Annotated in this window: 15 protein-coding genes and 1 pseudogene; 12 read left to right on the top strand and 4 right to left on the bottom strand. The window is 59.9% G+C overall.

Annotated elements, in window-relative coordinates; translation table 11 throughout:
* The first annotated feature begins 111 nt into the window (after positions 1–111).
* Positions 112–1,971: a DUF3857 domain-containing transglutaminase family protein gene (locus tag AOA62_RS01855; protein WP_099547841.1), complete on the top strand. Its 1,860-nt coding sequence runs from the start codon at positions 112–114 to the stop codon at positions 1,969–1,971.
* A 134-nt stretch (positions 1,972–2,105) separates the two neighbouring features.
* Here the strand turns inward: AOA62_RS01855 and AOA62_RS01850 are convergent, their stop codons facing one another.
* The gene (locus AOA62_RS01850; RefSeq protein ID WP_099547661.1) at positions 2,106–2,999 is read right to left on the bottom strand and encodes a LysR family transcriptional regulator; all 894 of its coding nucleotides are present in this window, start codon (positions 2,997–2,999) and stop codon (positions 2,106–2,108) included.
* Between the two features lie 325 nt (positions 3,000–3,324).
* Between AOA62_RS01850 and AOA62_RS01845 the strand changes: the two genes are divergently transcribed.
* From AOA62_RS01845 to AOA62_RS01820, 6 genes are all read left to right on the top strand, one after another.
* Positions 3,325–4,971: a GMC family oxidoreductase gene (locus AOA62_RS01845; RefSeq protein ID WP_099547660.1), complete on the top strand. Its 1,647-nt coding sequence runs from the start codon at positions 3,325–3,327 to the stop codon at positions 4,969–4,971.
* Between the two features lie 65 nt (positions 4,972–5,036).
* On the top strand, positions 5,037–6,659 hold the full coding sequence (locus AOA62_RS01840) for an MFS transporter (protein WP_017135018.1): 1,623 nt from the start codon (positions 5,037–5,039) through the stop codon (positions 6,657–6,659).
* Positions 6,660–6,880: 221 nt separating this feature from the next.
* Complete coding sequence (locus tag AOA62_RS01835) at positions 6,881–8,830, top strand: DNA topoisomerase III (RefSeq protein WP_099547840.1); 1,950 nt, start codon at positions 6,881–6,883, stop codon at positions 8,828–8,830.
* Between the two features lie 132 nt (positions 8,831–8,962).
* Positions 8,963–9,403: a CBS domain-containing protein gene (locus AOA62_RS01830; RefSeq protein WP_017135016.1), complete on the top strand. Its 441-nt coding sequence runs from the start codon at positions 8,963–8,965 to the stop codon at positions 9,401–9,403.
* 8 nt (positions 9,404–9,411) lie between these two features.
* On the top strand, positions 9,412–10,257 hold the full coding sequence (locus AOA62_RS01825) for an NAD-dependent protein deacetylase (protein WP_017135015.1): 846 nt from the start codon (positions 9,412–9,414) through the stop codon (positions 10,255–10,257).
* Between the two features lie 605 nt (positions 10,258–10,862).
* The gene (locus AOA62_RS01820) at positions 10,863–11,192 is read left to right on the top strand and encodes a hypothetical protein (RefSeq protein WP_017135014.1); all 330 of its coding nucleotides are present in this window, start codon (positions 10,863–10,865) and stop codon (positions 11,190–11,192) included.
* A gap of 122 nt (positions 11,193–11,314) precedes the next feature.
* Here the strand turns inward: AOA62_RS01820 and AOA62_RS01815 are convergent, their stop codons facing one another.
* Positions 11,315–12,217, bottom strand: coding sequence for a LysR family transcriptional regulator (locus tag AOA62_RS01815; RefSeq protein WP_017135013.1), 903 nt, complete (start codon positions 12,215–12,217; stop codon positions 11,315–11,317).
* Between the two features lie 133 nt (positions 12,218–12,350).
* Here AOA62_RS01815 and AOA62_RS01810 point away from each other — a divergent pair, with 133 nt between their 5' ends.
* Genes AOA62_RS01810 through AOA62_RS01800 form a run of 3 tightly spaced genes read left to right on the top strand, consistent with a single transcriptional unit; the run spans position 12,351 to position 14,933 of the window.
* Positions 12,351–13,049, top strand: a complete 699-nt coding sequence (locus AOA62_RS01810) for a CoA transferase subunit A (RefSeq protein WP_017135012.1) — start codon at positions 12,351–12,353, stop codon at positions 13,047–13,049.
* Between the two features lie 31 nt (positions 13,050–13,080).
* A complete protein-coding gene (locus AOA62_RS01805) occupies positions 13,081–13,740 on the top strand; it encodes a CoA transferase subunit B (RefSeq protein WP_017135011.1) in 660 nt (219 codons plus the stop codon).
* Positions 13,741–13,751: 11 nt separating this feature from the next.
* Complete coding sequence (locus AOA62_RS01800; protein ID WP_099547659.1) at positions 13,752–14,933, top strand: acetyl-CoA C-acetyltransferase; 1,182 nt, start codon at positions 13,752–13,754, stop codon at positions 14,931–14,933.
* Between the two features lie 244 nt (positions 14,934–15,177).
* Here the strand turns inward: AOA62_RS01800 and AOA62_RS01795 are convergent, their stop codons facing one another.
* Together AOA62_RS01795 and AOA62_RS01790 are read right to left on the bottom strand one after the other, a co-directional pair.
* Positions 15,178–15,603 carry a PaaI family thioesterase gene (locus tag AOA62_RS01795; RefSeq protein ID WP_099547658.1) on the bottom strand — a complete coding sequence of 142 codons (426 nt, stop codon included), beginning with the start codon at positions 15,601–15,603 and terminating at the stop codon, positions 15,178–15,180.
* 90 nt (positions 15,604–15,693) lie between these two features.
* A complete protein-coding gene (locus tag AOA62_RS01790; protein ID WP_099547657.1) occupies positions 15,694–16,779 on the bottom strand; it encodes a DUF1615 domain-containing protein in 1,086 nt (361 codons plus the stop codon).
* A 145-nt stretch (positions 16,780–16,924) separates the two neighbouring features.
* On the opposite strand from AOA62_RS01790, the gene AOA62_RS01785 reads away from it, so the two are divergent.
* On the top strand, positions 16,925–17,539 hold the full coding sequence (locus AOA62_RS01785; RefSeq protein ID WP_017134642.1) for a LysE family translocator: 615 nt from the start codon (positions 16,925–16,927) through the stop codon (positions 17,537–17,539).
* Between the two features lie 184 nt (positions 17,540–17,723).
* Positions 17,724–20,272: pseudogene (locus tag AOA62_RS01780) on the top strand (DUF6531 domain-containing protein); the annotation flags it as partial.

Here is a 20,272-nt window from a genome sequence, read left to right as displayed (position 1 = left end):
ACAATCCTGGCTTTTGTTGTTGCGATCCATTATCATCCGGCGCCTTCTCACTACCCATCGGGTAGTTGTTCCACTGTGTCACCCGAGGCGCCAATGTACCGTTCGCACCGTTTGTATCGTTTTTCGTTTCACAGCCCCTTGCTTGCCCTGAGCCTGGGGCTGGTTTCCCACGGTGTCAGTGCCGCCCTGCAACCCATGGCCGAAGCCCCGCTGGCCAGCGACACCGAGCTGCACTGCCACTTCAACCGCGACGCCAGCACCGACTGCACTACAACCCAGCACTACACCATCCTCAAGCCCAACGGCCGCGAAATGCTCTCGCGCATCGACTTCGATTACTCCGAAGGCGACACCTTTGAAGTGATCAGCGCGCAATCCACCCAACCAGGCGCCAAGCCGGTCGCGCTGGACGCCGCGCAAATCGACACGCGCACCGCGCCCAACCCGGACCAAGGCTTCAGCCGCTACAAGCAAACCTCGCTGGCCTTCCCAAACCTGCGCGTAGGCACGCAAATTCGCTACACCGTGCGCGAACGTCGCGCCGCCAAACCGTTGGTGACCCAGTTTCACTACGCAATCATGTTTGGCCCCAGCACATTCCGGCGCGACCACGTCAAGGCGCGCTTTACCGCCGAGCGCCCGATCCAGTGGCGCAGTGAGTTGTTCGACGGTTTCAAAGTAACGGCATCTGCCAACGGCAAAACCCTGGACGTGGTGCAAAAAAAACCGACCTATCTCAATTACATCAACGAATCCTCCAGCGCCGCGCTGCAACGCATCCCGCGCCTGGAAGTGGGCAGCGCCCTGGAGCGCCAGGCGTATTTCGGTGATTTCGCCCAGCGTTACAACCAGATCCTCGGCGCCAACCTGCCGGCGCAAGCGGCCGCAGCCGTAGCTGCCGCACGCAACCTGGCGCCGGCACAACAGGTCGAAGCGCTGATGCAGCACATCAACGATCACTACCGCTACCTGGGCGACTGGCGCGCCACCGAGCGCGGCTATGTGCCGTTCAACCTGGCGGAAATCGAGCAGCATGGTTATGGCGACTGCAAAGACCTGGCGATCCTGCTGACCGCAATGCTCAAGGCCAGCGGCATCAAGGCCGAAACCGCCTGGGTCAGCCGTGGCGACGTGGCGTTCTCATTGTTGATCCCCGGCACCAATGCAGCGAACCACGCCATCGTGCGTGCCGAAGTCGATGGCCAGGTCTGGTGGCTCGACCCGACCAATCCGGTGTTCGCACCCGGCCAGACCATGCCCGACATTCAAGACCGCTGGGTGCTGGTCAATGATGCTCAGGGCCAGGTACGCGAAGAACAGATCCCGCTGGAACGCCCGGAAACCACCCTGCGCCTGGACAAAAAAGTGCACTTCGACAAGCAAGGCAATGGCGCCACCCAGGCCACCATCACCTTCAGCCGCCTGCCGCTGATGCAAATGAGCGTCGCCGACCGCCAGCAAGGCACCACCGCCACCGACCAGAACATCTGCGGCAACTTTGGCAACGAAATCAGCGACTGTAAAATCACCCGCCAACCCACCGCCTTCGTGGTGCACGACGGCTACACCGTCAACGCCAGCATGAACGACCAGCGCGCGCTGGAAAAGCTCGCGAACGACTACGTCTACACCGACGAGTCACTCAAAGGCCGTTGGGATGGTTTCATCAACTACCGTCGCCATGATCAACAAGCCGACCTTTACCTGGGCAACCCCGAAACCTACGACTACCGTTTCACGCTGACCGGTGGGCAGATGGAAAAAGCCATCCCCGGCTGCCAGGTGCGTTCGCCCTGGTATGACCTGGATCTGGATGGCAAGCGCACGGATGACGGCCTGCAGTATCACTATCGCCTGAGCCAGAAGATACGCTGGCTGACCCATGCAGAAGTCGCCAGTGAAGCGTTTGGCAAGATGATTGACGAGGCGCGGGCGTGTGCTGAGCAGGTGCATCAGGTGGTGAAGCTCTGACCCCTCACTGACACAACACAAACCCAATGTGGGAGCTGGCTTGCCTGCGATTGCAGTGTGTCATTCAACAAATAAGTTGACTGACAGGGACTCATCGCAGGCAAGCCAGCTCCCACATTTTTTATCCGGTTTATTCAGTGGGTTTCGCCTAACAGCAAGCTTTGCTCGCGCGCACACAACTCCACCACATAATCCCACAACACCCGCAACCGCACCGACTTGTGCAGTTCCCGGCGCGAGCTGATCCAGTAGCTGCGCTGGATGCTTTCTGCCGGCAGCAAAGGCACCAGGTCCGGGTCGCCAGCAGCCATAAAGCACGGCAGCACCGCAATGCCCAATCCCGAACGCGCCGCCTGGTGTTGAGCAATCACGCTGGTGCTGTGGAACACCACTTTGGGGTTGCGGCAAAAGCTGCTGAGGAACTTGAGTTCCTGGCTGAACAGCAGGTCATCCACGTAATCGATCCATGCATGGGCGGCGAGGTCTTCACGTTTTTCAATCGGCGGATTGCGCGCAAGGTAGGCGCGGCTGGCGTAGAGCGCCAGGCGGTAGTCGGTGAGTTTGCGCGTGACGAGTTGGTCAACGCTGGGGCGTTCGAGGTGGATGCTGATTTCCGCTTCGCGGTTGAGAATGCTCACAAAGCGCGGCACCGCCACCAGTTCCACTTCCAGCCCCGGATAACGCTCGAACAGCCCGCCCATGCGGCTGGCGAGGAACATCACGCCCAACCCCTCAGCCACGCCAAGGCGGATCTTGCCCAGCGGCGCAGCGGAATGGGTGAGTTCGTCTTCGGCCAGCAACGCGACGTTTTCCATGGCCTCGGCGTGCTTGAGCAGGGCTTCACCGGAAGGCGTCAGTTCGTAACCCTGGGCATGCTGCACGAACAGCGCGGTGCCGAGGCTTTTCTCGATGGCCTCGATATGCCGGGCCACGGTAGCGTGCGTGGTTTTCAGGCGCTGTGCAGCGGTGAGCAGGCGGCCGCTGCGTTGCAACTCAAGAAAAAACCGCAGGTCATTCCAGTCGAACATGTCGCCTCCCTTGGACAAATGTACCTTCTAATGCCTGGCCCGGCACCTGTGGCTGGCGCTTACTGTGGCGAGCGAGCTTGCTCGCGCTGGGCTGCGCAGCGGCCCCAATGCCTGCCACTACACTTTATCTAAGCCACCGCGCTTACTTTGACGAGGCCGCTTCGCGCCCCAGCGCGAGCAAGCTCGCTCGCCACAGGCATAACGTTGCTTCGAGGTTTAAGTGCCGCTGTTTAAAAACGCACAGCAGCTGGGTAAAAACTAACATTTTTAAGACGAAAACTAACAACTAGGATGGGCCCAATAAGAAAAACAAGCGAGACCTCAGATGCCCATTGCAACTGCTGAATACGATTACATCGTCGTAGGCGCCGGCCCCGCAGGCTGCCTGCTGGCTAATCGATTGTCCGCCAACCCCGCCCACCGCGTGCTGCTACTCGAAGCCGGTGGCCGCGACAATTACCCCTGGATCCACATCCCCGTCGGCTACCTGTTCTGCATCGGCAACCCGCGCACCGACTGGTGCTTCAAGACCGAAGCCCAGGAAGGCCTGCAGGGCCGTGCACTGAGTTACCCACGCGGCAAAGTGCTGGGCGGCTGCTCGTCCATCAACGGCATGATCTATATGCGCGGCCAAGCCCAGGATTACGACGGCTGGGCCGCCGCAGGCAACCCCGGCTGGGCCTGGAAAGACGTGCTGCCACTGTTCAAACAGAGCGAAAACCATTTTGCCGGCGGCTCGGAATTTCACAGCGACGGCGGTGAATGGCGCGTGGAGCAACAGCGCCTGCACTGGCCGATCCTCGATGCCTTTCGCGATGCGGCGGCGCAGAGTGGTATCGCGCCGATCAGCGATTTCAACCAGGGCGACAATGAAGGTTGCGGCTACTTCCAGGTCAACCAAAAGGCCGGGGTGCGCTGGAACGCGGCGAAGGCGTTTCTCAAGCCGATCCGCCAGCGCCCCAACCTCACCGTGCTGACCGAAGTGGAAGTCGACCGTGTAGTGCTGGAAAACGGTCGCGCTTCGGCCGTGGTCGGGCGCCAGCATGGCCAGCAATCAAGCTGGAAAGCACGCAAGGAAATCGTCCTGTGCGCCGGTTCTGTCGGCTCGCCGGGCATCCTGCAACGCTCAGGGATTGGCCCGTCCACTGTGCTCAAGCCATTGGGCATCAACGTGCTGCATGAACTGCCGGGTGTCGGTGGCAACCTGCAGGATCACCTGCAACTGCGGCTGATCTACAAGCTGGAAAACGCACGCACCTTGAACCAGATCGCCGGCACCCTGTTGGGCAAAATGGGCATGGGCCTGCGCTACCTGTATGACCGCAGCGGCCCGTTGTCCATGGCGCCCAGCCAGCTTGGCGCCTTCGCCCGCTCCGGCCCGGAACAGACTACGGCCAATCTTGAATACCACGTGCAGCCGCTGTCACTGGAGCGTTTTGGCGAGCCGTTGCATGCCTTCCCGGCATTCACCGCGTCGGTGTGCGACCTGCGCCCGCAAAGCCGTGGCCGCATTGATATTCGCTCCGCCAACCCGGCGGATGCACCCCTGATACGGCCCAACTACCTCAGCCATCCCGAAGATTTGCGCGTGGCCGCCGACGCGATCCGCCTGACCCGCCGCATCGTCGCCGCACCGGCCTTGAGCCACTTCAAGCCGGTGGAATACCTGCCGGGCGACGCGCTGCAAACCGAAGAACAACTGCATGAAGCCGCCGCGCGTATCGGCACGACGATTTTCCACCCGGTGGGCACTTGCCGCATGGGCGATGACCAAGATGCCGTGGTCGATGCGCAACTGCGCGTACATGGCGTGCCGGGCCTGCGTATTGCCGATGCCTCGGTGATGCCACGCATTACATCCGGCAACACCTGCTCACCTACACTGATGATTGCGGAAAAGGCAGCGCAGCTGATGCTTTCGCCGAACACAAGGAGTCTCGCCCCGCAGAGAGAAACGGTTCATGCAATCTGAATAGCGGCGCCGCACCCGGCGCCGACAGTGGAACAACAATAAATAATCACTGTGAGGGATACCCGATGTCAGAACATGCTCAACCCCTGGGCTCGGCCGTCAAGGCGAGCACCGGCAGCGAATCAAGGAAAGTCATCTTCGCCTCGTCTTTAGGGACGGTGTTCGAGTGGTACGACTTTTTCCTCTACGGCGCCCTGGCGGCGGTGATCAGCAAGCAATTTTTTGCCGGGGTCAACGACACCACGGCGTTCATCTTCGCCTTGATGGCCTTTGCCGCAGGCTTTGTGGTGCGGCCGTTCGGCGCGTTGGTGTTCGGCCGCCTGGGCGACATGATCGGGCGCAAGTACACGTTTTTGGTCACCATCATCCTGATGGGTGTCGCGACCTTCTGTGTCGGGCTATTGCCGACCTATGCCAGCATCGGCATTGCGGCGCCGATCATTCTGATCGTGCTGCGCATGCTGCAAGGCCTGGCGTTAGGCGGTGAATATGGCGGCGCAGCCACCTATGTGGCCGAGCACGCACCGGCCGGCAAACGCGGCCTGCACACCAGCTGGATTCAATCCACAGCCACCCTTGGCTTGCTGCTGTCGCTGCTGGTGGTGCTGGCTTGCCGTTACTTCACCGGTGACCAGTTCGAGGTGTGGGGCTGGCGCATTCCGTTCCTGTTTTCGATTGTGCTGCTGGGTATTTCCACCTGGATCCGCATGAGCCTGCATGAGTCGCCGGCATTCCTGAAGATGAAAGAGGAAGGCAAGGCCAGCAAGTCGCCGATCCGCGAATCCTTCGGTAAATGGGAAAACCTCAAGGTGGTGCTGATTGCGCTGTTCAGTATCAACGGCGGGCAGGCAGTGACCTTCTATGCGGCGCAGTTCTATGTGCTGTTCTTCCTCACGCAGTTCCTGAAGATGGACCCGGCCCTGGCCAATATGCTGTTGATTATCAGCGTAGTGATCGGCGCGCCGTTCTTCATCCTGTTTGGCTGGCTGTCGGACAAGGTTGGGCGCAAACCGGTGCTGATGCTCGGCTTGCTGTTGGCCACCGCACTGTACTTTCCGATCTTCAAAGGGCTGGCGCATTACACCAACCCGGCGATGGACCAGGCCAGCCACCAGGCGCCGATTACCGTATTGGCCGACCCGGCCACCTGCACCTTCCAGTTCGACCCGGTGGGCAAGGCGCGTTTTGACAGCCCGTGTGACAAGGTCAAGACCTTCCTGGTCAAGCAAGGTCTGCCATACAGCAGCGCCGCCGCGCCAGCCGGCAGCCCGGTGCAGGTGAGCGTGGGTGATGTGCGCATCGACGGTTACGACGAAGCGGCCCTGCGCGGCGCGGTGACCCTGGCCGGCTACCCGACTTCGGCGGATGTGGCCCAGGTCAACAAAGTGATGGTGGTGGTGCTGATCGTGGTGCTGATCCTGATCGCCGCCATGTGCTACGGCCCGTTGGCAGCGCTGATGGTGGAACTGTTCCCGACGCGCATCCGCTACACCTCGATGTCGCTGCCCTACCACATCGGTAACGGCTGGTTTGGCGGGTTCCTGCCGACCGTGTCGTTTGCCTTGGTGGTGTACACCGGCGATATCTTCTACGGCTTGTGGTACCCGGTGGTGGTGACCGGCGTGAGCTTGATTGTGGGGTTGTTCTGCCTGAAAGAAACCAAGAACGTGGATATCAATAACAACTGATCTTCAAAACGCTGAAGCCCCCTGTGGGAGCTGGCTTGCCTGCGATTGCATCACCTCGGAGTGTCAGATGTGCCGAGTTGTCCGTATCGCAGGCAGGCTAGTGCCCACATTTTTCTGAGTGCTGACCACACAAATTGCTGTACATCCATACAGATAACAGTTGCTCAATTGCCTTTGACTGAGCATCCTGCAAGGCATCGACCCAATCTGATGTGATGACCATGCGGCTGTACCTCTGTGAAAAACCCTCCCAGGCCAAGGATATCGCGGCCGTGCTCGGCGCCAGTCGGCGTGGCGACGGGTGCTGGCTGGGTAACGGGGTCACAGTCACCTGGTGCATCGGGCACCTGTTGGAAACCGCCCCACCCGACGCCTACGACGCCAAATACAAGCGCTGGGTGCTGGCCGACCTGCCAATCGTGCCGGAAAAATGGAAGATGTTGGTCAAGCCCAAGACCGCCAGCCAGTTCAAGGCCGTCAAGCGTTTGCTCGGGGAAGCCCAGGAACTGGTGATCGCCACCGACGCCGACCGCGAAGGCGAAATGATCGCCCGTGAGTTGGTGGAGCATTGCCGCTATCGCGGGCCGATCCAGCGTTTGTGGCTGTCGGCGCTGGATGACGCCTCCATTCGCAAAGCCCTCGCCGCCCTCAAACCCGGCGCCGAAACCTTCAGCCTGTATCACTCGGCCCTCGGCCGCTCACGCGCCGACTGGTTGATCGGCATGAACATGAGTCGCTTGTTTACCTTGCTCGGGCGTCAATCCGGGTATCAAGGCGTATTGCCGGTGGGCCGCGTGCAAACCCCGACCTTGCGCCTGGTGGTGGACCGCGACCGCAGCATCGCCGACTTTGTGCCAGTGGCTTACTGGGCCATTGATGTCGACTTGCGGCATGACCGCATGACCTTCACGGCTCAATGGCGCGCCGCTGAGGATGCCTGCGACGATCAAGGCCGCTGTCTTAACCCGCAACTGGCTCGCGATGCTGCCGATGCGATGACCAACGCCGCCAGCGCCAGGTTGGTCAAACTGCATACCGAACGCGTGCGCGAGGTGGCGCCCCTGCCCTTCGACCTCGGCACGTTGCAGGAAATCTGTTCCAAGAAGCTCGGCCTCGGCGCCCAGGAAACCCTGGACATCGCGCAGTCCCTTTACGAAACCCACAAAGTCATCACCTACCCTCGCAGCGATTGCGGCTACCTGCCGCTCAGCCAACACAGTGATGCGCCGAAGATCTTGGCCGCGCTGGCCCGCGCGGATGCGGCGGTGAATGAGTTGATGCCGCATATCGACCCGCAACGCCGCTCGCGGGCCTGGAACGACGCCAAGGTCAGCGCGCACCACGGCATCATTCCTACGGGTGCCGGTAAGGAGGTCGCGCAACTGGCCGGCAAACACCGTGCGGTCTACACGCTGATTCGCGCGCGTTACCTGGCGCAGTTCCTGCCCAACCATGAATACGATCGCACCCAGGCGGATTTCGACTGCGCCGGCCAAGCCTTGCGCGCGGTAGGTAAAGTCATCATCGAGCCGGGCTGGAAACGCGCCCTGCCCGAGGCGCTGGCGCCTGCCAAAGGCCGTGAAGCTCCTGCACCACAGGCCTTGCCGACCTTGGTGCAAGGCCAGGATTACGCGGTGGCCAAGGTCAACCTCAAAGACCTGTGGACCCAGCCGCCCAAGCCCTTCACCGAGGGCGACCTGATCAAGGCGATGAAAAACGTCGCCAAACTGGTGGAAGACCCGCTGCTCAAGCAAAAGCTCAAGGACACCACCGGCATCGGCACCGAAGCCACCCGCGCGGGGATTATCCAGGGTTTGCTCGACCGGGGTTATCTGGTCAAAAACGGCAAGGCACTGTCAGCCACTCCGGCTGCGTTCAGCCTGATCGACGCGGTGCCTCGGGCGATTGCCGACCCAGGCACCACCGCGATCTGGGAGCAGGCGCTGGACATGGTGCAAAGCGGTGAAATGAGCCTGGAAGAATTCGTCGCCAAGCAGGCGGCCTGGATGAGCAAACAAGTGGCACGCTGCAATGGCATGCGCATGACCATCACCGGCCCAGCCAGCCCGGCAGGCCGAGGTGCTACGCCGTGGAAAAACAAGCGCAAGGCTGCACCGCGCAAGACGACAGGCGCTCCAAAGCGGGCGAAAAAGCCGAACAGTGCCGGCTGAATAGCGAAATAATCCGGCGAATGACGTTTTTCGACGGGTTTAACGCCGCTTTGGGCCTTGCGGCGCTGTAGCCCGTCTAGGATTCTGTAAGGGACTCGCTGACTTCCTAATAACAACACCGGAGTGGCCGCCATGAAAACCGTTGCACAACTGCTCAAAGCCAAGGACCAGAAGAACCAGGACGTCCATACCATTCAATGGGACCACACGGTCTTTGAGGCGCTGGTGCGGATGTCAGAGAAAAACGTCGGGGCCTTGCCGGTGGTCAAAGACGGCGCGGTTGTCGGAATCATCAGCGAACGTGATTACGCCCGCAAACTCATCCTCAAGGGACTCTCTTCGGTTACCACAAAGGTCCATGAGGTGATGAGTTCACCGGTCATCACCGTGGATACCCATAAAAGTGTCGAAGAATGCATGAACATCATGACCGACAGTCACTTGCGCCACCTCCCAGTGGTCGAAGACGGCGAACTGAAGGGCCTGCTGTCCATCGGTGACTTGGTAAAAGAGGCCATTGCCGAACAGACCGACCTGATCAAACAGCTGGAGCAATACATCCGCGGCGAATAGGGGACCCCATGCTCGATACGCTGGACCATCAAGAAAATCACCTCGACACCCTGTACCGGGCCATGGCTGAACGACGCTTTTTGGTCTTGACCGGTGCAGGTATCAGCACGTCATCGGGCATCCCGGATTATCGCGACAGCGAAGGCGTGCGCCGTGGCAAGGCGCCGATGATGTACCAGGAATTCCTCGCCACCGCGCAAGCGCGTCGCCGCTATTGGGCACGCGCCATGCTGGGTTGGCCACGGGTGCGTATTGCGCAGCCGAACCAGGCTCATCTGGCGCTGGCCACGCTGCAGCAGCGTGGCCGTATCAGCGGGCTAATCACGCAAAACGTCGACACCCTGCATGATCAGGCCGGCAGCCATGATGTGATCGAACTGCATGGCAGCCTGCATCGTGTGCTGTGCCTGGACTGCCAGCAGCGCAGTACCCGCGATGTGATTCAGCGGCAGATGGAAATCGACAATCCTTACCTGGTGCAGGTCCACGCGGTGCAGGCGCCCGACGGTGACACCCTGCTCGATCCGACCTTTGAAGAACGCTTCCAGGTTCCTCGCTGCCCCCATTGCAATGGCGAGCGCTTGAAGCCAGACGTTGTGTTTTTTGGCGAGAACGTGGCACCGGCTACGGCAGCCAGGGCCATGGCCGCCGTGGGGCATGCAGACGGGCTGCTGGTGGTGGGTTCTTCGCTAATGGCCTATTCCGCATTTCGCCTGTGCAAGGCGATGGTGGAGCAAGGCAAGTCGGTAATTGCCATCAACCTGGGCAAGACCCGTGGGGATGAGCTGTTGCAGGTGAAAATCGAGGCGTCATGCGAGCGGTTGTTGCCTCTGCTGGCCGAACGACTGAGTTAGCAAAACCACCGAAAATCCAACTGTGGGAGCTGGCTTGCCTACGATCGCGGTGTATCAGTTAACAACTCTTTGGCTGACACACCGCGATCGCAGGCAAGCCAGCTCCCACAGGGATTGCGCGTTGGATTGGCTATCTGCCCACCACGACCCACCGCACAAAAAATGACGCCCAAGTCACGTTTTCCCGCATTCTCCCGTCCCCACAGCAATTTATGTAGTGACTAAAAATAATCACTACATAATCGTTGACGTAACCTTTTTGTCCTTGCATTATCGAGACGTCTCCCGGATCGGGAGCGTTGGTAACACGCGTTTTGAACAAGCTCGTCTGACCGCCGAGCTGTTTTTTCCGGATGTGCACTGCCCACAAGGCAGATTGATGAAGCTGACCGGCCCGCAAGGATCGGTACAAGGAGCTCAAACGCTGCTTGTCTTCGTGATGAAACCATCACGTAGCCGCTCATCAGCAAGACTACATGCATCAGGTTCAAGACCCTGCCCGTATTCGGCAGACCGTTACTGACGCCCGGTTTTCGCAACCGGAGACAACTAAGCAGTTTTAACGAACCAACTGATAGATCGCCAACTGGTCAAGGGGCTTACACATGAATCTGAACAACCAACCAACTATCGATGAATTGGCTGAGATGTTCGCAGCGCAAAAAGACAAACTCGACGACCATATCCTGTGGGTTGGCAAGTCGGGCGAAGTCAAAATTGACTGCCTGGCGCCCCACACCGAAGAAGCCGAGTTTGACCGCACTCACCGTGAACTCGCGGCGCGCCTGAAGATGTACCGCCGCGGCCAGGGTTATGTCGGCAAGAAAGCGGCGGCCGATCGAAACTTCATTGAGCAAGTATTCGACACACTTAACAATGCCTGGGCATCTTTCAAGGATAACTCGCAAGTTAAAGTGATCGACCGCTACTACTAAGTAAAACTTGCCCACTGTGGGAGCTGGCTTGCCGGCGATAACGGTTTAACTGCCAACACTTTTGTTGAATGTTAACTGGCTATCGCAGGCAAGCCAGCTCCCACATTTGTTTTGTGGCACGCTCAAAACGTCGGGAAACGTCCCTTCGCGGCTTCGTCGCGAAAAATATCAAACAACACCTGCGCCGCCGCCGACAGTTCATGACCGGGTTTGGTGAGTACGCCAATCGGCCGCTCGATCACCGGATCGCTCAAGGTGATGCAATGGGCGCCCGCCTCCTCCATCTGACGTGCGCACAATGCAGGCACGGCGCTGACACCCAGGCCACTGGCAACCATCTTGCCGACCGTGGCCAATTGATGGCTTTCCAACGCCACCGGCAATTTCATCTGCAAGGCCCCAAGGTGCTCCTCCAGCATCACGCGCACCGTCGAGGGCCGTTGCAGGGTGATGAACGGGTGTTCCAACAGGGTTTTCCAGTCGACTTCGGTACATTGCGCCAAGGGCGAATCACCGGGCACCACCGCAATAAACCGGTCCAGGTATAAAGGCGTGAATGCCAGGGACGAACCTTCGGATGGCTCGAACGCCACGCCCAGCTCCACTTGGCGATCGCGGACCATTTCCAGCACCTGTTCATTGATCAGGTCATGCACCGTCACATTCACCTGCGGGTAACGTGCGCGGAATATCTTAAGAATCGGTGGCAGCAGGTTGCCCGCAAACGAAGGCATCGCCGCCACAGTGACGCGGCCACGCTGCAGGGTGAAACGCTGACGCAGTTCGTCTTCGGCATTGTCCCAGTCGGCAATCAACCGGCGCGCCAACGGCAGCAGCGATTCACCTTCGGGTGTCAGTGCGACGTTGCGGGTATTGCGGCTGAACAGGCGCCCACCCAGGCCCTCCTCCAAGCCCTTGATGGTCAGGCTCAGCGCCGATTGGGAAAGGTGCAGGCGCTCGCAGGCGGCGGCAAAACTCAGGCTTTGGGCCACGGCGAGAAAGGCGCGCATCTGTTTGACGGTCATGAGGCTGCTCCGGGCGGCGATTGGACTATGCTGTTTTCTAAATCAATCAACCTTAAAAAACAACTTAACAAATCAATCCGTCGGCGCAACACTCAGTTCATTGGCTGGCCCACAAACAATAAAAGAGGTGCATATGGCAGGTTTCGATAAACGCGTGGCGTCCTATGAAGAAGCACTGGCAGGCCTGGAAGACGGCATGACCGTGCTCTCCGGTGGTTTTGGCCTGTGCGGCATTCCAGAAAACCTCATCGCCGAGATCAAGCGCAAAGGCACCCGCGACCTGACCGTGGTTTCCAACAACTGCGGCGTTGACGGGTTTGGCCTGGGCGTACTGCTGGAAGAAAAGCAGATCAGCAAGGTAATCGCCTCCTACGTCGGTGAAAACGCGCTGTTCGAGAAGCAACTGCTCAGCGGCGAAATCGAAGTGGTGCTCACGCCCCAAGGCACCCTGGCCGAAAAAATGCGCGCAGGCGGCGCCGGCATCCCGGCCTTCTTCACCGCCACCGGCGTCGGCACTCCGGTGGCCGAAGGCAAGGAGACCCGCGAGTTCAACGGTCGCCCGTACTTGATGGAAGAGTCCATCACCGGCGACTTCGCCATTGTCAAAGGCTGGAAAGCCGACCACTTCGGCAACGTCATCTACCGCCATACCGCGCAGAACTTCAACCCGCTGGCGGCTACTGCGGGCAAGATCACCGTGGTCGAAGTTGAAGAAATCGTCGAACCGGGCGAGCTGGACCCGGCGCATATCCACACCCCAGGGATTTACGTCGACCGAGTCATTTGCGGCACCTTCGAGAAGCGCATCGAACAGCGCACCGTCCGCAAATAATCCGCCAGCCCAAATAATAAGGAGACAACACATGGCTCTTACCCGCGAACAAATGGCTCAACGCGTCGCCCGCGAAATGCAGGACGGTTTCTACGTCAACCTCGGCATCGGCATCCCGACCCTGGTGGCCAACTACATCCCCGAAGGCATGGAAGTGATGCTGCAATCGGAAAACGGCCTGCTCGGCATGGGCCCGTTTCCGACCGAAGAAACCATCGATGCCGACATGATCAACGCCGGCAAACAAACTGTGACCGCACGCATCGGCGCCTCGATCTTCTCCTCTGCCGAGTCCTTCGCAATGATTCGCGGCGGGCATGTCGACCTCACCGTGCTCGGCGCATTTGAAGTGGACGTGCAAGGCAACATCGCGTCGTGGATGATCCCCGGCAAGCTGGTCAAGGGCATGGGCGGCGCCATGGACCTGGTGGCCGGTGCAGAAAACATCATCGTGATCATGACCCACGCGTCCAAGGACGGGGAGTCCAAACTGCTCAGCCAATGCAGCCTGCCGCTGACCGGCGCCAAGTGCATCAAGCGCGTGCTGACAGACCTTGCGTACCTGGAAATCGAAAATGGCGCTTTTGTCCTCAAGGAACGCGCACCTGGCGTCAGCGTTGAAGAGATTGTGAGCAAGACCGCCGGTAAACTGATCGTCCCGGACCACGTTCCAGAAATGCACTTCCAGTGAGGACAGATTCCATGCAAGACGTCGTGATTGTTGCTGCCACCCGCACCGCCGTGGGCAGCTTTCAAGGAGCGCTGGCCAGCATTCCGGCACCGGAGTTGGGCGCGGCCGTGATCCGTCGCCTGCTGGAGCAGACCGGTCTGGACCCGGCTCAGGTCGATGAAGTGATCCTCGGCCAGGTACTGACCGCAGGCAGCGGCCAGAACCCGGCGCGCCAGGCCTCTATTCTGGCGGGTCTGCCCCATGCGGTGCCGGCTTTGACCCTGAACAAGGTCTGCGGCTCGGGCCTCAAAGCCCTGCACCTGGGTGCCCAAGCCATCCGTTGTGGTGACGCTGAGGTGATCATCGCCGGCGGCATGGAGAACATGAGCCTGGCGCCGTACGTATTACCCGCTGCGCGCACCGGTTTGCGCATGGGCCACGCCAAGATGCTCGACAGCATGATAACTGACGGCCTGTGGGATGCGTTCAACGACTACCACATGGGCATCACCGCCGAGAACCTGGTGGACAAGTACGGCATCAGCCGTGAAGCCCAGGACGCCTTCGCCGCCGCCTCCCAGCAGAAAGCCGCCGCCGCTATCGAAGCCGGCCGGTTTGTCGATGAGATCACTCCGATCCTGATTCCACAGCGCAAGGGTGATCCGTTGTCCTTCGCCGTGGATGAGCAACCGCGCGCCGGCACCACAGCCGAGTCGCTGGCCAAGCTCAAGCCCGCGTTCAAGAAAGAGGGTAGCGTCACCGCCGGCAACGCCTCCAGCCTCAATGACGGCGCCGCCGCTGTCTTGTTGATGAGCGCCGAAAAAGCTAAGGCTCTCGGCCTGCCGGTGCTGGCGCGTATCGCCAGCTATGCCAACGCCGGCGTGGACCCTGCGATCATGGGCATCGGCCCGATCTCGGCTACCCGCCGCTGCCTGGACAAAGCCGGTTGGAGCCTGGGTGACCTGGACCTGATCGAAGCCAACGAAGCCTTCGCCGCGCAATCTCTGGCGGTGGGCAAAGAGCTGGAGTGGGATGCGAACAAGGTCAACGTCAATGGCGGCGCCATCGCCATCGGCCACCCGATCGGCGCCTCAGGCTGCCGCGTGCTGGTGACCCTGCTGCATGAAATGATCAAGCGCGACGCCAAGAAAGGCCTGGCCACCTTGTGCATCGGCGGCGGCCAAGGCGTAGCCCTGGCCCTCGAGCGCAGTTGATCTAAAGAGCAACAGGCTAATTGTGGCGAGGGAGCTTGCTCCCGTTGGGCTGCGCAGCAGCCCCTGTCGACAAGAGCAACATGAGAAAAGGCTCGATTCCACGAAAAATCGGGCCTTTTCTTTGCCCGGTTTTCCTGAAAAAAAACAATACTCATGTGGGAGCTGGCTTGCCTGCGATAGCGGTGTATCAGGTAACAACTGCTTGGCTGACACACCGCTATCGCAGGCAAGCCAGCTCCCACATTTAATCTTCATCGTCAGAGTGAGGTACCGCAAACACCGCATTCGCCCGTGCCACCACCTTGTCCCCCACTTGCAGGCTCACAGTGGCAAACGCCATCTGCCGGCCACGCTTGTGGTGCTCCAGCCGCACCACAATCCACTCCCCCACCTGCACGGCACCCAGGTAGTCCAGGGTCATGCTAGCAGTTATCAACGGTAACGGCGGTTCGCTGGAAAACGCCATCGCATAGCCCATGCCGACATCCGCCAGCGTTGCCAACACCCCACCGTGCACCGTGCCGCGCCCATTGGCGTGGCGGTTGTCGGCACGCAGGCCGATTTCCAATTGCAACCCTTCACCCCGGCAATACGCCGGACCTAACAGGTCGAGCAACGGGCTGCTGCGTGGCAGCGAGACAAACCCTTCGGGCACGGTGTAAGTGATCATGGCGAGCTCTTCCTTGGCCAAAACACGAGGTGTACCCCAGCCTCCCCAAGTTCACCATCAAGATCAGCCAAGCCAATGATCAACAATCAGCTAACGCTTCATGCAACGCTGATAGCGCTCATCCACACGCTTGGCAAACCACGCGGTAGTGAGGTTGCGGGTGATCTTCGGACTCTTGAGCACGATGCCCGGCAAAATCGCGCGCGGCACAGGCTTGCCGGCAGCTTTGTCGGCCAGGGCAAATACGCGTTTGTAGAGGGTGGTTTCTTCGAAGTCGAGCTGCTCGCCCTTTTCCAGCTGGCTGCGGATGCTGGGGTTGCGCATATCCAGCTTCGCGCCCAGGGAACGCACCGCCAACTCGGTGGTGCCGGGCAGCAGTGAGCCATAACGAATCAGATCCCCATCCAGCGCCAGCTCGGTGCCGCTGACTCGGCTGACAGCAGCCTGGAACGCGGCATTGCGACTGGCATACCACCCCGCGTTGAAATCGGCAAAGCGGTACAGCGGCTGGTCGTAGCTCACCGGGTAACCGAGAAGATGCGTGATACCGAAGTACATGCCGCCACGACGGGTGAAGACTTCGCGACGAATTGTGCCATCCACGGTGTAGGGATAATCGCGGGCGTGTTGCTGCGCAAAATCGATGCTGACCTGCATGGGGCCGGCGGTGTGCACCGGGTTAAAGCCGCCGAACAAGGTATTACCCAGTGGCACCATGCTGATGAAATCGTCAAAAATGCCGCTCAAGTCCTTCTCTGTGCGCGCGGCATTCAGGCGCTCGGCGTAAGTCTTGCCGGTCGGCGAACGCAGTTGCAGCGTGGTACGCACCACAAAGGCCGGCACATGGACCTTGCCGGCGCGGCGCAGGATTTCATCCTGGGCGATCTTGCCCATGTTCGGCACCGGCGGGTCTACCTGATAGGTGGACTCTTGCTCGGTCACCGCCAGCACAGCGCAGATATTTTCGCTGCTGGGGTAGATTTTCTGGGTGTCGAAGGCGGTGTAGATGTCTTTGGCCCAGCCGTTGCGGTCCGCCACCGTGGCCGGTAACAGCCGCACAATCTGCGCCTTCACCTCGGCCTCGCTGCGCTCAGGCTGCTGCGGGCCGCGTGGAGTGGAGCAGCCGGCCAGCACCAGCAAGGTGGTGAGGCACAGGATCAGGCGGCTTGAATACATGGGGTTTCCTTGAATAACGACGGGCCGGTTGTGCGGATATCGACAGGTAAGTCTAACCGGGGTTCGCCGACCTGTTGCACTCGCCAGTTATCACTGAACGTGACAGGATCGGTCATCGACCATTCGTACAAGGAGTTTGAATGCCATGCTCAGCCTGAACTTCTTCGTCACCTGCCTGATCGTCGTGCTGATCCCCGGCACTGGGGTGATCTTTACCGTGTCCACCGGCCTCACTGCCGGCAAGCGTGCCAGCCTGTTCGCCGCGTTGGGCTGTACTGCCGGGATCATTCCCCACTTGCTCGCATCGATATTGGGCCTTTCCGCCCTGCTGCATACCAGCGCCCTGGCCTTTGAGGCGTTGAAATTCGCTGGGGCGGCCTACCTTTTGTATCTGGCCTATGCCACCTGGCGTGACCGCTCGGCCTTCGCCATGAGCGACACACCAGCGGTCGCGACTGCACGCAGCCTGATGCTGCGCGGCTTTCTGCTGAATATCCTGAACCCCAAGCTGACGATTTTCTTCCTGGCCTTCCTGCCGCAATTCGTCACCCCCGGCAGCACGGCGCCCGCTGTGCAGATGCTGGTACTAAGTGGCGTTTTCATGGCGATGACGTTTGCGGTGTTTGTGGTGTACGGCCTGCTGGCCAATGTGTTTCGCCGTGCCGTGATCGAGTCACCACGGGTACAGAATTGGTTGCGCCGCAGTTTTGCCGCAGCCTTTGCGGGGTTGGGGTTGAACCTGGCGTTTGCGCAGCGCTGACAAGAACTAGCGAAACCTCCTACCCAACACCCGGATAAGCTCTACAGATCCTTCCTGAAAACCGCTGCAAAGTCCTTCGCCTGATCACACAGTGCGAGGGATTGCAGATGGTTTTGTTAGTTAGAGCCCGGGCCAAAGGGGCTAGCGCTTGAACCCGGCCATTGGCAGGCTGGCCCTGACCCCAATGGACGTGAAGACGGTCGACGTTGAAAGCGTCTTCCGTGATTTTCGCGAATGCCTGAATACCTTTGACGAATGGGCGTCGAGCTTCTGGAGCTTCTCGGCGCTGGATGTCGAGCAGGTGTTCAAGGTCGGGGATGAGGTGGCGCTGGTCGCCCCGATCAACCGCTCCATCATTCCCAGTAGCACCGTTGCCACGTGCCAGGCCAATGGCACGTTGACCCTGGTGCATATGTTCCAAAGCACGCGTTTTGTGCCCATCGGCAATACGCCGGTGGTGCTGCAACGCGTCGATCCCAACGGCGGCCCATTGGGCGAGCCGATCCACCACACCATCGGCCCCAGCGGCATTCTCGAAATCACCGAGTGTGATCGTAATCAATCGTACCGAATCAGTTTTTACCCCGATGTTTCCAAAGATCACGTCAAGGCACTGTACGCGTCTTATCAGTCAGTGATTGCGGGGTTGGAAGAGCGCCTGCGTAAAGAGTGGAACGACACCTTCCAAGCGCAGTGGAGAATTTATACCGACGCCAAACCGCTTGATCAACGCAGGATGCTGGAGAAAGCGGCTCTCAATGGCATGGGCACGGCGCTCTACACCCTTTGGGACAACTTGACGCAGCTGTTTGACATGTTGGCGGACATCAAGCCCAACAGCGAAAAGTTGCTCAAGTACATCTCCCAGGCCGAGCTTGATGAGCTGCTGACACTCAGCAATGACGCGATCGCCAACGGCCTGCTGGTACTCAGCGATGAGCCGCTGTTGTTCATTTACGTGTCGGCGATGGTCAGCTGGATGCGCCTGCTGCCGCCGCAAGACATGCAGGAGCTGATGGGCGAAATCACCGGCGAGGTGTTGATTAACTTGCTGTTGATTCGGGCGACGGCGGGCATGGGCGTGGCAGTACGCCTGGGCACTCAAGTCCTCGGGCACATCAAGTCTGGACGGGCGCGGAGTTTGCTCGAGTTGCTGGCAAAACAGCATGTGGGGCCGACGTTGGAGCCACATGTAGCGGCGGTTAAACCCTTGTTGCTGAGCAGTGCCCCGACGCCGATCAAGACCGTGCCGGTTGCGCCGCTGAAGGCTGGGGATCAGTTGGTTGCCAACCCGGTGCCGGCGGTGCGCGGCAAGACGCAGCAGACCGCGTTGGTGCGCCAGGAACCTGTGGATGATGTGCCGGCTTCGGGCAAGAACCTCAATGGCGATGCGGCGGCCCCTGCGGACAAAACCGTCACCCACGGTTGCCCCGTTTCGATGGTCACCGGCGAGGAATTGCTGACCCTCACCGATGGCACGTTGGACGGGATTTTGCCGTTTGAGTGGACGCGGCTGTATCGCACCAGTGCGGTGGAAGTCGATTGCGGGTTGGGGTTTGGCTGGAGCCATTCGCTGGCGCAACGGTTGGTGGTTTCGGGTGATTCGGTGGTGTGGACGGATCATGAGAATCGTCGTACCGAGTTTGTGCTGCCCTCCGCGGCTCGACCGGCGATTACCAATAGCTTGGCTGAAGCGGCGATCTATTTGGGTGAATTGCCCGATGAACTGGTGCTGGCCTAGGCGTCGCTGTTCTACCACTTTCAAGAGGGTGTGCTGACCGCCATCAGCGATGCGTATGACAACCGGTTGCGGGTTTTCCGCGATCGTTTGGGGCGGGTTGAGCGGCTGGATAACGGTGTGGGTCGCTCGCTGTTTCTGCGTTATGAGCTGGGCCGCATTGTGGCGGTGGACTATCAGGTTCATCGGGCCAAGGGGCACGAACCGTTTGAATGGGTGACGGAGCAGAAGGTTGTTTCCTACGCCTATGACGACCTTGGCCGACTGGTTTCTGCGACCAATGCCGTGGGTGAAAGCGAGGTTTATCGCTACGACGAGCAGCACGTCATTCTTGAACGTGGGTTGGCCGGTGGCGCGAGCTTCTTTTGGGAGTGGGAACGGGCTGGCAAGGCCGCTCGGTGTGTTCGGCATTGGGCCAGCTTTTCGCAGATGGATACGCGGTATGCCTGGGGCGATGACGGCCGTGTCACGGTGCATAACGCTGATGGCAGCCGGGAAGTGTATGTCCACGATGACCGTGCGCGGCTGGTGCAGCGCATTGATCCGGACGGTGCTGAGCACTTCAAGTCTTATGACGACAAGGGTCGGCTGACGGTCGAGCAGGACCCGCTTGGGGCGGTGACGGCATATCAGTACGACGAAGCCGGACGCTTGGTAGCGATGTTTCCGGGGGATGACGAGCCGACGTCCTACGAGCATGACAACGGGTTTGTACGGGTCGTAAGGCGTGGTCTCGCCGTCTGGAAATATGAGCGCAATGATCAAGGCGACGTCACGCGTAAGACCGATCCTGACGGCAATATTACGGACTACAGCTACAACAAATATGGGCAACTGACGGGGGTTTGGTTTCCCGACAACAGTTGCCATCGGCTGGTTTGGAATGAGCGTGGGCAGTTGCTTGAGGAGCTGCTGCCTAATGGGGGTATCAAGCGTTATCGCTATGACGACCTTGGTCGGCAGGTTGCCCGCGAGGATGAACAGGGAGCGCTGAC

Origin of the sequence: Pseudomonas sp. 2995-3, assembly GCF_002742565.1 — a bacterium.
Classification (GTDB): domain Bacteria; phylum Pseudomonadota; class Gammaproteobacteria; order Pseudomonadales; family Pseudomonadaceae; genus Aquipseudomonas; species Aquipseudomonas edaphica.
The sequence above is the reverse complement of the archived record's forward strand: the minus strand, read 5'-3'. Positions and strand labels throughout refer to the sequence as shown.